Raw genomic sequence first — 15395 nt, forward strand, 5'->3', positions numbered from 1 at the left:
TCAATTACTAATGGATAGATTTTTAATTGTGTTTGGGATAAACCCAAACACGAAGAAAAATAAAGAAAAAGTCAGGCAACTCAATAATTTTGGTTTAATAGCTGCATAAAACTTAACGAACTATTGTTTTAAAGAACAACAAATATAATATTGCAAATAAACTGATAACATTCATTACCAATTCTAAAACATTCCATTTATCCATTTTCTTATTTATTAATTTGGACTTGCACCGTTCCCAATGAACGGTGCGTGTATGACTAGTGGGCAGTTTGCGGCGCAATCTATTGTCAGCCTGTAGCCAAATTTGATGCGGGACAAAACAGCTGAAACCCTCATGAACACTGCCATTAGTTATACATTTTGTTAGGGGCTGGCATTCATCTATTTTAATATTTTTCCGATAATTCATTCTTTTCAATATCAAACCACTGATAATAAATCGGTATTCCAAGTTTTTCTCTCAAGTGACTAAAGTAAGTTTTAACTTCATCTAAATCATTGTGTTTTTGAGTTAAAATTACAAGTTGCTTTGCATTATCAACATTTGGCCAAAATGAATATTCAAATAGCTGTCCAATAGCTTCCCTAATACTTGATTTTACTGCATTGTATGTTTTTATCTCATAAAATATAAGTCCTTCTTTTTCTGAATCAACAACAATATCAACCTTATTCGCACCAATTCCACTTGGGTGTTCTGCTTTTACTCTTAACTGTCCATATTTTTCCTTTAGAATCTTTGTCAATTGTTTGCTTATTGCTTTATGTAAGTATGTAATTTCAATCGTTTTTGGTTCTCTTTTGTGTTGAGTTCTTTTTACGCCCTCGGATTCCTCTGTGTTTAAATCATCTTTATCTGGACTAAAAGAAAAAGGTTCCTGACTTTCATTTTTTAAGGTAATCTTAAAATCATCTTTGAAATGTGAGAAATTATAACGTGATAATCCAATTACGGGATGATTAAGTTGTAGTTCATAATAAGGGTCATTAACTGTTAAATCTTTAGGTTTAAATCTGACATTAAATAAATCGACTCCTTCCCAATCAGAAAATCCTCTATTATTTGCACCAGATTCAACTATCTGTTCCTCCATTTCTTTCAACCAACCATTTTTCTTATAAATTGATTTAATTGAATTAGCTTTTTCTTGATTTATCACTTCAAGATTATTAATCTCTCCAACCCAATATCTACTTTTACTCACTCCATCAATTGTGTAAAGCCACACATTAAAATTATGTCCAAGATATGCGTCTTGTTGTTTTCTGATAGGTTCTAAGAAACCATAATGGTAACCATCTATAAGCTTACTAGTATCAAATAACCATTCCTCATGACCATAACCATAATTTGCTTCATGCGAATCTTTATGGTTACTCTTTCCATATGGCCCTGATGGCATTACCCAACCATTTGAATTATAAGCTAATCTTGAAATTCTTTTCTCATTGATTACCGTTTTACCAAATTGAATCTCCTCATAAGCTGGTAATAGATAATCAAATGCTTTAAGTATAGTTTTTATGTCTGAGTCATTTATTTCATGAACTTCTTTTTCAATATAATTACCGATAAAAATAAAGTTACCTACTCTAAAAAGTTGTTCATCTATTTCTTTGACCGAATTGTAGAACTCGCCAAAATTACCATGCTCATAATGCCAAAACGAAAAATCTTTAAAAAAATCGGGATTAGTTTTTAGGAAGTGATTATATCTATCTTTTACCTCCTTAAACACACCTATTGCATCTGTCAAAGATGTTCCTTGCTCTAATGAAAAAGCAATCCCAAAACGAAATACAGTCTTTTCGTTTATGTAATCTTGTCCTATATTAAATTGTAATTCTTCTCTACCTCCAGAATGAAAAGCATAATTATCTTGAATGCTGTATGATGCAAATGGGCTCCACGTCCTTGGCTGTTTATCAAGGTGTTTAGCTCTTATTTCTTGGATTTTTAAAAATTCGCTATTATCGGAAGCTCCAATTTCATTTATTCGGTATGCAATTTCTTTTATGTCCATATGTTTGATTTATGTACGAGGTCTCTTTTGCTTGCCCCTAACAAGTGGATAAGACGCTATGCGTCTTATATCACTTATCTGCTACTCTGCGTAAGTTACTATTATTCATTTTGTTATCTGCTAAAATTACATCTAACAGACTCTTGTTTTTTGCAAGAGATTATACACCCTTCCACGAAAAAGGAAATGATTGAGGGATTTAATCTCCATACCTTTTTTTAATCGATGCATAAATTTAATTATTTAGAACAAAACAGGGCTGCTTATTATATCCAAAACCCTTTTTAATTAATATAAATAAGCATTTACACATCAGCAGGCAGGTAAAGTGTTTAAATTTTGTGCCGGCAAGTAGTTCTTTTCGGCGAACAAGTATCCGTTTTTCTTCTGCGGATAGATGTTTTTTGTATTCCTGTTGTCTTTACTCCTATCCTGTTCAACTTTGGGAGTGTTAAAAGCTACCAGCATGGCAATACGCTTAACTCGTATGCCAAAAAACAGTACTCGCATCAAGTAAAACAGTACTCGAATGACCTAAAACTTTACTTACCTGGCCTGCAAAGCTACCGAGACAAAAAAAAACTCCACTTTGGTGGAGTTTTTACTTGTGGTACTGCATTAAGCATTTACTTCTGCGGCATCTTCCTGTTTTTTGGAAGCGTTTTTCTTTCGCCAGTAATCACTGCTGTATCCACTCAGGCGTTCGGGATTTTTCCAGAACAGGAATTTCCCCGCAGCACGAATCTCATCAAGCTGTTCTTTTAAGTAAGAATAGGCTTTATCGCGCAGCAGCTTCGATTCATCGCCTGTTTGTTTACTGCCGTTGGCAACTGCCAGATAATCGGCCATATCAGACGATAAAGCTGCGGCCAGATCTAATTTTGCAAGATCAAAATGAATTGCAGTAAGCAGGTCTTCATTGTTCTTACCCAACACGGCTAAGTCATTTAAATCCTGAATCATATCGGCGTGACCGTTGCCCTCTGCAATTAAATTTACATGAGCCAACAGCTTTTCGTTTGCACGAAATGCGTACCGAAATGTATGAATCAATTCATCGCGCAAATTGTAAGCGGCAGGCGAAGCTTCGTTCCACATGTTTTGAGCTTCGGTTCCCAATTTCTGATTAGTAATCCAAAGAGACTGCGCCTCGCGGCAAGCCCCCGAACGAACATTAAGTTCGGCCAAACTATCGGCAGTTATGTTTACACTTTCTAATTGCGGCAGATCCACTTTAGCCCAATGATACAAGTTTTCGGCTTCCTGCACTGCATACATTACAGGTACCCGAATAACAACGATCCTTTCGGCTGGAAATGCCTCAATAATTTCTCTGTTAGCAGCCAAATAATTAGCATTGCTCATATTTTACCAGTTTTAAAATAAAAGTTTAAAAGATAAATTAATCAAACTCCCTTAACAGGAAGCAAATGAGAGAACAATCTGTTTTAATGAATCAGCCCGCAAAGCAATCCATTTTCAATCGACAGATTTTACGCCTTACATTGTAACAAGAGACTATTTCTCTTATTTTTTGTTATGTTTCGGCTAAGCAAGTTTAAAGCTAATAAAAACAGATCATAATTGAATGTTAAAAAATCTTAAAATAAAATTGCACTTCCGATATAAAACCAAATATCAAAAACAGATGCCTTACATCCACGAAGGGGAACCGAAAACAAATTAATTGGCTAAAGCCGGATAGCAAGAGATAAGTCTGAACTTTCTTTTTATCTTTATCGGGAAGCTAAAAAGGAAGCAAAATGAGCAAAACACGATGCGCATGGGCAGGCAATGATGCCTTGTACTGCGATTATCACGACAGTGAATGGGGAGTGCCCTTGCACGATGACAGAATGTTGTTTGAATTTCTGATACTGGAAGGTGCGCAAGCTGGTTTAAGCTGGATTACCATTCTGCGCAAGCGGGAAAACTACCGCAAAGCCTTCGATTATTTCGATCCGAATGTAATCGTAAATTATACGCAGCAGAAAGTGGATGAACTGCTCCAAAACGAAGGGATCATCCGAAATAAACTAAAGATTACTTCTGCCATAAAAAATGCAAAGGCATTTCTCGAAGTTCAGAAAGAATTTGGCTCTTTCGACCACTACATCTGGAGCTTTACGGATGGAAAAACCATTCAGAATCATTGGACAAGCATGTCGGAAGTTCCTGCCTCTACGCCCGAATCGGAAGCTATGAGCAAAGACCTGAAAAAAAGAGGGTTCAAATTTGTTGGCCCCACCATTTGTTATGCCTTTATGCAGGCAACGGGTATGGTAAACGATCATACTACGGATTGCTTTCGATACAAATCGGTTTAAAAAGAATTGCCCCTGACCGAAGTGAGGGGCAAACTTATATATCAGAAAAACTAATATTCATTTCATCTTGATTACTGTGTGCTATTTTGCTAACTATGCAAAAAATAAGCAATGGAAAAATTTGAATTAGACCCTATTGAATACCCTTTGGGAAAAAGAATAAAAAAGGAACTTTCCTTACTGGCACTTCTAATTGTTATTATCCTGTTTTTTGTAGGCATAAACGTGGTTTATTTAACTACTGTGCTATGCATGTACGTGCTGTTGTTACTTTTAAAAAGGAACAGAATCGTTTACAAAATAGAGTTCGATGATCACTCAGCCGAAATAGGATTATTCTACTATTACTTAATATTTTTCCGTGGAAAAGAAAATATAAAGTACGATAAAATTGTTTTTAAAATGGGATTGAAACGATTTGGTTTTGGAAGTGCGGTAGAGACTATTGAGCTTTTTAAAGGAAAGTTTTTAGCGGGTGAAATAAGAAAAGAAGGCAAATGGAAATGGACTGAGGAAAGTATAAATCAGCTCAACAAAAAATTGATATCTATCAACGAATTAAAATAACTCAACTATTTCGGACCTATTAAGGTATGATTCTTGTACTTTGGTACGCATAAATCAAATTACAATTTATATATCTTTGGGAGAAGGTCATCCTCTTTGTAATTAAAATTTGGACTCATTCGTAAAATAGGTACATATTGTCTGATTCTTATTCTTTCGATAGGAAATCTTCTCCATGCAAATGGGCAAAGGATTTCGCGAAGAGATACGCTTGCTGAAAAAAAACAATATGCCAAATTACAGGACAGCACCTATATCATTTCCAGAGATACAATTATTTTTCTATTAGATACCGTAAGAGAAAAACGTTTTAAAAACAATTCGAAAAATGGATCTAAATTTTACAATTCTTTGCAGCAGGGTGCCGGCAAGCGTAAGTTCACCAAGGAATTATACAATTTGTTTTTTATCTCGCCCGACAAACTAAATCCAACAGATACGATAAAAACAGAACGCAGCGAAACCGCTTTCGTGCAGTATCGAGGTAAAACAATACGAAACATTACTGTTCGGGTTTTAAAACCATTTGGGCCTACTTTATATGATACAACTCAAGTTGCAGCAACCTGGATAGAAACAACCGGAAATAAACTTCATAATACCAGTCGGAAAAACCATTTACGCAAACTGTTACGAATAAACGAAGGTGATGATGTAGATCCATATAATCTAGCTGATAATGAACGACTAATCCGTCAATTATCATACATTAAGGATGCTTACTTTAGAGTGGTTCCAGTATTGGGTTCCCGTAAATTAGTCGATCTTCAATTGTGGGTTAAAGATCAGTTTTCGTGGGGAGCAAATATGAAGCTTGGCTCCCTAACCTCTACCGATTTTGAAATATACAATCGAAATCTTTACGGATTGGGACATGAATTTAGCAATAGTTTTGAATTTGATTCAAACAAAGATCAGAAATATGGTTACACAGGGAGATATAAAATTAGAAATATCCGAAAATCATATATTGATGCCACTTTTACCTACCAAAACACTTATGAAAAATCGGTTATTCAAATAGATTTGGACCGAAGTTTCGCAACCTACAATACCAAATATGCCGGAGGCTTTACCCTCTCGCAAACCATGAGATCGGACGAAATTCAAAAAGATGATCCGATTATTAACGAAATACCATTGGATTTTAATTATGGAAATATTTGGTTCGGGCGTTCTTATAAAATTAAATCGGGAAAACAATTTGCCCGAAGAAAATTATATATAACAGGAAGAATATCGGGTCGGGAATTTTTCGAAAGACCTGAAGTTGGTCCAACACTAAATCAATTTTTCCACAATAATATTCTCTATCTGGCTAGTTTAAGCTTAAGTCAAATTCAATATTACAAGAGTAATTTAATTTACAATTTTGGACGAACTGAGGATATACCATATGGTTCTTTAGCACAGCTTACCATGGGGTACGAAGACCGGGAATACTCCTATAGAAGGTATTTGGGTTTTGATTTCCAAAAAGCAGTTTACCTTCAAAAAAGCAGAACTTATTTCTTTAACCGGGTTGCGCTTGGCGGATATTTTAATTCAGAAAGGTTTGAACAGGGTGTCCTGCTTGGTCAAACAAAGTTCTTCAGTCGCATTCGTAATCTCGGATCTCTTCGTCTTCGTAATTTTGCAGATTTGCAATATACACTGGGAATAAGAAGATTTCCAGAAGAATTCATAAGCTTAATTACTGATACAGGAATACGAGGTTTTTCAAAAGAAGATGTAACAGGCACTCAGAAATTAGTTCTTAATCTGGAAACTGTTGCCTTTACACCTTATACTTTAGGGGGTTTTCGTTTTGCTTTTTACTCTTTTGCCGACATGGGATTTATAGGCAGTAATAAAAAGAACATTCTTAAGGAAAAATTCTATTACGGTGTAGGATTTGGTATTCGTTTGCGCAACGAAAATCTGGTATTTAAAACCATACAGCTGCGCCTTGCTTTTTATCCAAAAGCGCCCTCCGATTTTAATCAGTTCGAATATCAATTATCCGGAGAAGAAAGACCTAAATTCAACAACTTTAGAGTTTCTCAACCAGAAGTAATTCCTTTTGAATAGTTCTTTGGAATTTCTTATTCTCTAAAAATTTAAATCTTATTTTCTTTCCAATTAACGAATTTAAGGTACAACCAGGAACTCAAACCAAGAAATCCGCCATAAAAATACTCCGAAGTCCACACTCCTGAAATTGGTAATTTTAAAACTGCTATTAAAAGATAGACTCCACCCAAATAGCATACTAAAACCCCAATCTCAATCAACATAGCATGAAAAGTATTTCCTGTTCCTGAAACACCATGAAAAAGAGTCACTGCAATTGGAAAAATTAAAGTTGCACCAAAAATCACGTACAAAACCGGTTTTGTATCAGCAATCAACCCCAGCTCTTCGGTATAAATTGAAATTATTAATTCGGGATTAATAATACAGATACCAACCAATGTTAAAACCGAAAGAAAGGATAACTTAATTGTCCGCCAAATAACCGGCATAACCTCCGCCGAATGTCCTTCCCCAATAACCTGACTCACCAAAGTATTAGCTGCCGATGCAAAAGACCAAACCGGAACCATCATCAAAACATAAATACTTCTTATAATATTTGAAATTGCCAACTCTCTCTGCCCCATTCTTTCTACCATTAAAAAGAAAACAAACCAACACGACAGAGCCAAAAAATTCTGAATCATCATGGGAAAAGATACTTTAATTAGCCGCGAATAAAGTTCCCAATCAATTTTTGCAAAACCGAATAAATCATAAGTCTTAACAGGTACTCTTTTTAGAGTATAGGCAATAAAAACAAGCATAACACAAAACTCGGCAATTACAGAAGCAAAGGCTGCACCTTTTATTCCCATTTCAGGAAATCCCCACTCTCCAAATATCAGCACATAATCGAAAAAGATATTAATAATTGCCATCAGAATGGTACTCCAGCCAATTATTTTTGTTTTTGCGATTCCAATATAGAAAGCTCTGAACAATAAATTTACGCATGCAAACAGGATTCCCCACGCCCGGTAAGAAATGTAATCGATACTGGCATTATATATTGCATTCGATTTCACAATAGTCTTCAGAATAGGCGGAGCTTGTAATTCCATAAAAACGACCAGCAATACCGCCAAAAACAATAAAAAATACAAAGCATGATCGAAGGTTTTGCCAACAAGTTTGAGATTTCCTTCCCCCACTCTTCTTGCAATAACAATTTGAGCTCCCAATCCAAACCCCCAGGCAAGCATTACAACCGCAAAATAAAATATTGTTGCAATAGCCGCAGCCCCCAAAGCTGTTTCACTTAAGTGCCCCAAAAATGCAGTATCGGTAAGAGCAATTATATTTTGTGCTGCACTTCCTAAAATAATAGGATAAGCTATTTTCCAGATACTTCTATAATTGATTTGCGTTTTCAAATTGATATTTTATTTAATGTATACACACTTAAAATCATAATGAGTGACACTTCAGGAACAAAAAAACCGTCACCCCAAAATTGCCGAAAAATATCGGAATTGGAATGACGATTTATTTATTTTTATAACTAACCAGCCTCTCTTATTTCAAATAATCATCAAAATAATTACTCACCTTTTGCTTTAAGTGAATACGATCACGCCCTCTTACATTGTGCTCGGCACAAGGATAAGGGAAATAATCAACCTGAACATTGTTTTTAATACACTCCCGGATAAAATTTAAACTATGCTGCCATAGCACAGTATTATCAATTGCGCCCTGACAGATCAATAGTTTTCCTTTCAAATCTTTTGCTTTTGCAAGTAAGGAGGTCATAGCATATCCTTCCGGATTCTCTTCCGGAGTATCCATATAACGCTCTCCGTACATCACTTCGTACCATTTCCAGTCAATTACCGGACCACCGGCTACAGCAACTTTAAATACATCCGGGTAATTTGTAATTAAGGAAATGGTCATAAAACCGCCATAACTCCATCCATGAACGCCAATACGATCAGCATCAACATAGGGTAATGATTTTAAAAACTCTACACCTTTCATTTGATCAGCCATTTCGGGTTGACCGCACTGACGGTGGATAATGGCTTCAAACTCTTTTCCTCTATTTGCTGAACCTCTATTATCCAAAACATAGATTAAATAGCCATTCTGAGCCATATATTGCTCCCATAAACGGGAACCTCCCAACCAATTATCAGTTACCAATTGCGCATGCGGCCCCCCGTAAACGTAAACCACCACCGGATATTTTTTATTTGGATCGAAATCTGCTGGTTTAACCATTCTATAATGCAGATCAGTTTTTTCATCTGCGGATTTTATGGTACCCAAAGTTATTTCACCCAAATCATGATCAGTCAGCTTATTTTCAGCATTCACCAATTCCTTTATCACTTTGCCTTTTGCATCAGCAATATTGATTTTTCGCGGCACATTTAAACTGCTGTAATTATCAATAATAAATTTACCATCGGCACTTGGTTGAACTGCATGAGTTCCTTCCTCTGTTGTTAAGCGAATTCGCTTGCCCGTTTTTAAATTCAATTTATATGCATGTCTTTCAATAGGACTCACTTCCGTTGATACAAAAAACAGGTTCTTTTCTGATTTATCAAAACCCAAAATTTCCGTAATTTCCCAATCACCTGATGTCAATTGTTTGATCAATTTTCCATCCGTATCGTACAAATAAGCATGATTAAAACCATCCCGGTTATTGGTCTGATAAATAAATTGATTTGGATTATTTTTTAAGAAAATCAATTCATGGGAAGGTTCTACCCAGCGATCATCTTTTTCTTCGAATAGTGTTTTTACAAATTTACCTGTTGCTGCTTCGTATTTATTCAGTTTAGCATGATCCGAAGCACGGTTCAAAACCTGAATGTAAATAAATTTCCCATCTGACCCCCAAGTAATATTTGTCAAATATTGATCCGTTCCAAAATCATCAGGCTGAATCCATACTGTCGATTTCTCTTTCAGATTATAAATACCCAAACTCACCGTTTCGCTGCCCATGCCAGCCATCGGATATTTAATTTCCTTCAAATCGCCAACCCGTGTGTTGATATCTAATAATGGAAATGTGGTAACATTACTTTCATCTTTCCGATAAAAAGCCAAACATTTTCCTTTTGGTCCCCAAAAAATTCCATCACTAATACCATATTCACTCCGGCTCACCGTCTGACCGTTAACCAAATTCTTATCCTGATCCGAAGTTACAGCCACTTCATTTCCATCTGCACCGCTTATATACAGATTATTCTCAATGGTATATGCAACAGATGAATTAACAGCACAAAATTCAGCATTTTCCGCCTTAGAGTTAATTTTCAATTGTGACACAAGCTTCTTATTGAGCAGATCGATTTGAATAAAATTACCTTGATTATAATATTGAATCACATCATTACTTATCCATGAAAACCGCGGCAATCTGCTTAATTCTTTGTTTCCTGCCGATTTTAATATCACATTTAAATCCGATAATGTAAAAATAATTTTAGCCTCTTCATCTGGTTCAGCCACCATAATTTCATTGTTTGAAACATAGGATATCAGATTACTTTCGCCTTTCCACGATAATTGAGATAAATTTTCAGGATAAAACTTTCCCCATTGTCCCAAAATAGCGTCTTCCATACTCAATTTCTTTGTTTGAGCATCTGCAGCAGTAAAAAGGGCACAAATGATTAGTAAATAGGTTAGAAGGAATACTCTTTTCATAGTGTTTTTTGTTGTTGTTATATTTCTTTTCAAAAAATTCGTCTCCAAATGTATCCTTTTTAGTAGAAATAGAGTAATAATGAAAGAATAATTAACCGAGACAATCACCAATTACTTTGAACAAAATCCAAAGTAAGATCGAAAAACTCAATCAATAGTAAATTCGCAAAACGAATCAGTAGTGTAGCATACACTAAGCTTTGAGAAGTAGTTTATTCTTTCTAAATTGGCTTAATAAATTTTAAGTTATACAATATGCCGAAGAACAAAATACCAAACAGTATTAAATTTCTTATTTTAATCTCTATTGCTGCAATCGTAACATTTTTTATTTTACGCAAAAATAAGACTGAGAATGATGTTGCCGCTGACGAGATCGCTGCAGAAGCTGCTATCATGGAAGATATAGATCAGTCTGCGAATATTTTTAAATACAATAATATTCTCTTCAGTCTGCCATCTCCGTATCAAATCTCATTGCTTCTTGAGCAATCGGGAATTCCTTACAATAAAGATTTATTGCATACCACAAGCAAAGCAAGCGACTATGTTGAAAATTTTAGTAAAGCTGTAAATTTCGGCATTTACGGATCTGATTTAGGATACATTAACATCTATCGTCAAACTCAGGATGCAGCAAGTTATTTTGCGGTTTTAAAAATCATTTCTCAGGAAATTGGATTATACAACGCAATGGATAAACCTACAATTGAACGTATTGAGAAAAATATTGAAAATAGAGACTCTTTGCTCGTTATTGTAAGTACTACCTATCGTAAAATCGATAATTATTTAAAAGCCAATGACAGAGAAAATACCGGAGCTTTAATCTTAGCAGGTGGTTGGATAGAATCGGTTTATATTCTAACCCAACAAATCAAGACGAGTCCAAACAAAGAATTAATGACTCGGATTTCAGAGCAGAAAAGACCTCTTGAGAATTTAATAAAACTTTTAGTACCCTATTCCAATGAATCTAAAGACTTCTATTTTTTGGTTGATCGATTGATCGATTTAGCCTACACATTTGATGAAATAGAAGATAAATACACATATATTCCTCCAATTACTGATGCTAAAAACAAACTGACAATTGTAAAAAGCAAATCTGAATTGGTGATGAATAAAGAACAATTAGCTTCAATTACTGATAAAGTAAGTGTTATTCGTAACTACATCATCAAGTAATCCATTAAAAAAAACGACTTATGAATCGCTTCTATACCCTTATTCTTATATTATTATTTACAGGTCTTAGCCTTCACTCTAATGCGCAATCGGATATTACATTGCAAAACTGCACAAAATATCTGGAACCTGAATTTATATCCGATGGCCAACAATATAAAGCCCTTCTATCGGGTGGTGAAGTTGCTGAATTTCACACAACCTTTTATGCCAATAACTATTACCGAATTGTAGGAGCCACTGGCAAAATGGAAAAAAATGTAATCTTCTCAATTTACGATGAGGAAAATCATTTGCTTTTTTCCAATAAGGATCATAAGAACTCGCCTTACTGGGATTTTCAATTTACCAACTCGATAAATTGTACCATTGAAGCCAAATTAAATCAGAAAGAAGTAACATCCGGATTTGTCCTTCTCCTAATCGGATTTAAACAATAATATCCGTTCACCTCTTCTCACAACACACCACTAACTTTCACATTCTATGAGTGAACGAATTCTTAAGGCTTTAATGCAGCTATTTGCAATCATTGCTCACCCAAAAAGTTCAGCAATTGAAAGGCGAAGAATGGTTTCCAAATATCTCAAGCAACAACTTGATCAAGAAACTGCTGAGGAATATCTTAGCTTATATGATCAACACTATGAGGCTAACCAGAAGCGTACTACAAGAACCACAAAAATTAAAAAATACACTTCGGCAAGCTCGGTGAGAGTGCTTCGCATATGCACCGAAATAAACGAAGAACTCATTGTCCGTCAAAAGGTTATTGTCCTCATTCAGTTGTTGGAATTCCTAAAATTGGAAAAAGAAATTAGTGATCAAGAATTCGCATTTGTTGAAACTGTTGCAGAAACCTTTAACCTTCCTCTTGGAAGTTATGATCGATTAAAGAATTTTGTTCTAAATGATTTCGATGAAATCACCCGATCCGTACGTTTACTTACCGTTAGTAATGAGAACAAAGTATTTGAAGTAGGAGAACATTATTATGCTGAAGGTTTCGTAGGTGAAATTAAAATTCTTCGTCTTAAGCGAGTAGATATGTTCGTGTTGCGATTCAAGGGAATTGAAGAGCTAATCATGAACGGGCAGAATCTTAATCCGGAGAGAGTACATCTTTTAACTCAAGGTTCATCCATACGAAATCCGAAAATTAATCCGATTTATTTTAGTGATATTGCCACTACTTTTCATCGCGATCAGGAACACAAAAGGGTTGTATTCGAAGCCAAAAATATTGAATACCGGTTTAAAGAAAATAATATTGGTATTCATGATCTTTCTTTCAAGGAAGAGTCAGGAAAAATGGTTGGCATTATCGGATCAAGTGGTGCAGGTAAAACAACGCTTTTAAATGTTTTAAATGGGTCAGAAAATCCCAGTGATGGAATTGTTGAGATTAATGGATACAACATTGTAGCCGATAAATCCCAATTGGAAGGTGTTGTTGGTCATGTTTCGCAGGATGACTTATTAATAGAATCGCTTACTGTTTTCGAAAATCTATATTTTAATGCCAAACTTTGCTTCGACAAATACAGCACTTTTCAACTAATTAGAATTGTATTGAACTTACTTAAAGATCTAGGCTTGTACGATGCCCGAAATCTTAAAGTGGGAAATCCATTGGATAAAAAAATCAGCGGCGGACAGCGAAAGCGGTTAAATATTGCTTTGGAATTGATTCGTGAACCTTCCGTATTATTTCTTGATGAACCAACTTCAGGTTTATCATCGAGAGATTCGGCAAAGATTATGGATCTTCTTAAAAATTTAGCATTAAAAGGGAAGTTGATTTTTGTCGTAATACATCAACCGTCTTCGGATATATTTAAAATGTTCGATCGCTTGTTAATTTTGGATACTGGTGGTTATCTGATTTTTAACGGGAACCCACTTGATGCGATAACCTATTTCAAATCGCAAACAATGCGGGCAAATCGCACCGAGAGTGAATGCTCATCATGCGGTAACGTTGATGCTGACCAGATTTTTAATATTATTGAATCTGAGGTGTTGGATGAATACGGTAATCCTACACAGGTTAGAAAGGTATCTCCAATTCAATGGTATAAAAAATATCACGAATATGTCGGTGTGAACAAGTCTATTGAGGATACAACAGAACTTCCTCCGGTAACATTCAAAATTCCAAATATCTTTAAACAATTTAGTGTATTTGTAAAAAGGGATGTAATTTCCAAACTGGCGAACCGCCAATACTTATTTATTAATTTATTTGAAACACCATTATTGGCATTTCTTTTAAGCTATATTATTAAATTTTACAATATTGATGTTGCCAATGATTTAGGTTATACATTTAGTAACAACAGCAACCTTCCCGTTTATCTTTTTATGTCGGTAATCGTTGCTCTGTTTATTGGCTTAACTCTTAGTGCTGAGGAAATTATTAAAGATCGAAAAATTCTTAAAAGGGAACGGTTTTTAAACTTAAGCAAGTTTAGTTATCTACTTTCAAAAATTGTTATTCTGTTCTCCATATCAGCCTTTCAAGCCTTTTTATTTACGATAATAGGTAATTCTATTCTGGAAATTAAAGGAATGTTTTTTGAATATTGGCTTGCTCTGTTCAGTGCCTGGTGTTTTGCGAACATGCTTGGTTTAATCATATCTGACAGTTTTAAAACTGTGATTACCATTTACATTTTAATTCCTTTTATCTTAATACCACAGCTAATTTTAAGTGGTATAATTGTAAAATTTGATAAACTTAATCCAACCATTTCGACACCGAATAATATTCCCTGGTATGGTGAAATAATAACTGCTCGTTGGGCTTATGAAGCTTTAGCTGTAAAACAATACAAAGACAACGAATATATGGCTAATTTTTACGTCTACGAAAAGTTAATGAGTAAAGCAGATTATCGTAAAAATTATTGGCTTCCTATACTTAAGAACAAATTAAATACCAGCGAACGATATCTTAAATTACCAGATAAAAAGAAGGAACTTGCCGAAAATTTATTACTCCTTCATAACGAACTTTCGATAGAAGATCTTGATCAAATTGCAATTCCATTTGATAACTTAGATCAACTCAATCCTCAAAAATTAAACGCTGACGTTATTAAAGCGACTCGGGAGTATTTTAGTAAATTGAACCGATACTACATCAATTTATACAACGTCTCGAATCGTAAAAAGGATGAACGCTTAACCAAGTTGCAAAAAGGATTTTTAGACAAGCAGGCATTTGTGAACATGAAAAAATCATACACGAATGATGGCCTTACTGAGTTTGTTAGAAATTCGAACGATATCGAACGAATTATTGAATACAAAGGGAAATTATTCCAAAAAATTGATCCTATTTACAGGAATCCAGAAGGAAGTTTTATTAAAGCACACTTTTATGCTCCTCAGAAAAGGGTATTTGGACAATATTTCGACACTTACTGGGTAAATATCATCGTTATTTGGCTCTCGACATTTTCGCTGTATATTATTCTGTATTATAGCTTATTCAAGAAACTATTAGGTGTTTTTGATCAAAAATTTAACAAGAAAAAATACGAACGATAAA

At 34.8% G+C, this 15395-nt stretch carries 10 protein-coding genes; 6 read left to right on the plus strand and 4 right to left on the minus strand.

Features of this window, described 5'->3' with window-relative positions:
• Positions 1-389 precede the first annotated feature (389 nt).
• A complete protein-coding gene (locus BZG01_RS19125; protein ID WP_101311448.1) occupies positions 390-2027 on the minus strand; it encodes a hypothetical protein in 1638 nt (545 codons plus the stop codon).
• 618 nt (positions 2028-2645) lie between these two features.
• Positions 2646-3392 carry a hypothetical protein gene (locus BZG01_RS19135; protein ID WP_101311450.1) on the minus strand — a complete coding sequence of 249 codons (747 nt, stop codon included), beginning with the start codon at positions 3390-3392 and terminating at the stop codon, positions 2646-2648.
• A 398-nt stretch (positions 3393-3790) separates the two neighbouring features.
• Here BZG01_RS19135 and BZG01_RS19140 point away from each other — a divergent pair, with 398 nt between their 5' ends.
• The 3 genes from BZG01_RS19140 (at position 3791) to BZG01_RS19150 (ending at position 6991) form a co-directional block, all read left to right on the plus strand.
• Positions 3791-4354 carry a DNA-3-methyladenine glycosylase I gene (locus BZG01_RS19140; protein WP_101311451.1) on the plus strand — a complete coding sequence of 188 codons (564 nt, stop codon included), beginning with the start codon at positions 3791-3793 and terminating at the stop codon, positions 4352-4354.
• A gap of 111 nt (positions 4355-4465) precedes the next feature.
• Positions 4466-4921: a hypothetical protein gene (locus BZG01_RS19145; protein WP_101311452.1), complete on the plus strand. Its 456-nt coding sequence runs from the start codon at positions 4466-4468 to the stop codon at positions 4919-4921.
• A gap of 351 nt (positions 4922-5272) precedes the next feature.
• Complete coding sequence (locus BZG01_RS19150; protein ID WP_101311453.1) at positions 5273-6991, plus strand: BamA/TamA family outer membrane protein; 1719 nt, start codon at positions 5273-5275, stop codon at positions 6989-6991.
• Between the two features lie 29 nt (positions 6992-7020).
• Here the strand turns inward: BZG01_RS19150 and BZG01_RS19155 are convergent, their stop codons facing one another.
• Positions 7021-8352, minus strand: coding sequence for an MATE family efflux transporter (locus BZG01_RS19155; protein WP_180327396.1), 1332 nt, complete (start codon positions 8350-8352; stop codon positions 7021-7023).
• Positions 8353-8494: 142 nt separating this feature from the next.
• The gene (locus tag BZG01_RS19160) at positions 8495-10651 is read right to left on the minus strand and encodes a S9 family peptidase (protein ID WP_101311455.1); all 2157 of its coding nucleotides are present in this window, start codon (positions 10649-10651) and stop codon (positions 8495-8497) included.
• A 255-nt stretch (positions 10652-10906) separates the two neighbouring features.
• Between BZG01_RS19160 and BZG01_RS19165 the strand changes: the two genes are divergently transcribed.
• The 3 genes from BZG01_RS19165 to BZG01_RS19175 are packed head-to-tail and all read left to right on the plus strand — an operon-like array spanning position 10907 to position 15394.
• Positions 10907-11839, plus strand: coding sequence for a hypothetical protein (locus BZG01_RS19165; RefSeq protein ID WP_101311456.1), 933 nt, complete (start codon positions 10907-10909; stop codon positions 11837-11839).
• A gap of 20 nt (positions 11840-11859) precedes the next feature.
• Positions 11860-12279 carry a hypothetical protein gene (locus BZG01_RS19170; RefSeq protein ID WP_101311457.1) on the plus strand — a complete coding sequence of 140 codons (420 nt, stop codon included), beginning with the start codon at positions 11860-11862 and terminating at the stop codon, positions 12277-12279.
• Between the two features lie 46 nt (positions 12280-12325).
• Positions 12326-15394, plus strand: coding sequence for an ATP-binding cassette domain-containing protein (locus BZG01_RS19175; RefSeq protein WP_101311458.1), 3069 nt, complete (start codon positions 12326-12328; stop codon positions 15392-15394).
• Position 15395: the final 1 nt, after the last annotated feature.

Source organism: Labilibaculum manganireducens (assembly GCF_002843385.1).
GTDB lineage: Bacteria > Bacteroidota > Bacteroidia > Bacteroidales > Marinifilaceae > Labilibaculum > Labilibaculum manganireducens.

What these genes read in the sequence shown, in the direction of transcription:
- BZG01_RS19125 (WP_101311448.1), bottom strand. Translation starts at nt 2,027, where the DNA reads ATGGACATAAAAGAAATTGCATACCGAATAAATGAAATTGGAGCTTCC.
- BZG01_RS19135 (WP_101311450.1), bottom strand. Translation starts at nt 3,392, where the DNA reads ATGAGCAATGCTAATTATTTGGCTGCTAACAGAGAAATTATTGAGGCA.
- BZG01_RS19140 (WP_101311451.1), top strand. Translation starts at nt 3,791, where the DNA reads ATGAGCAAAACACGATGCGCATGGGCAGGCAATGATGCCTTGTACTGC.
- BZG01_RS19145 (WP_101311452.1), top strand. Translation starts at nt 4,466, where the DNA reads ATGGAAAAATTTGAATTAGACCCTATTGAATACCCTTTGGGAAAAAGA.
- BZG01_RS19160 (WP_101311455.1), bottom strand. Translation starts at nt 10,651, where the DNA reads ATGAAAAGAGTATTCCTTCTAACCTATTTACTAATCATTTGTGCCCTT.
- BZG01_RS19165 (WP_101311456.1), top strand. Translation starts at nt 10,907, where the DNA reads ATGCCGAAGAACAAAATACCAAACAGTATTAAATTTCTTATTTTAATC.
- BZG01_RS19170 (WP_101311457.1), top strand. Translation starts at nt 11,860, where the DNA reads ATGAATCGCTTCTATACCCTTATTCTTATATTATTATTTACAGGTCTT.
- BZG01_RS19175 (WP_101311458.1), top strand. Translation starts at nt 12,326, where the DNA reads ATGAGTGAACGAATTCTTAAGGCTTTAATGCAGCTATTTGCAATCATT.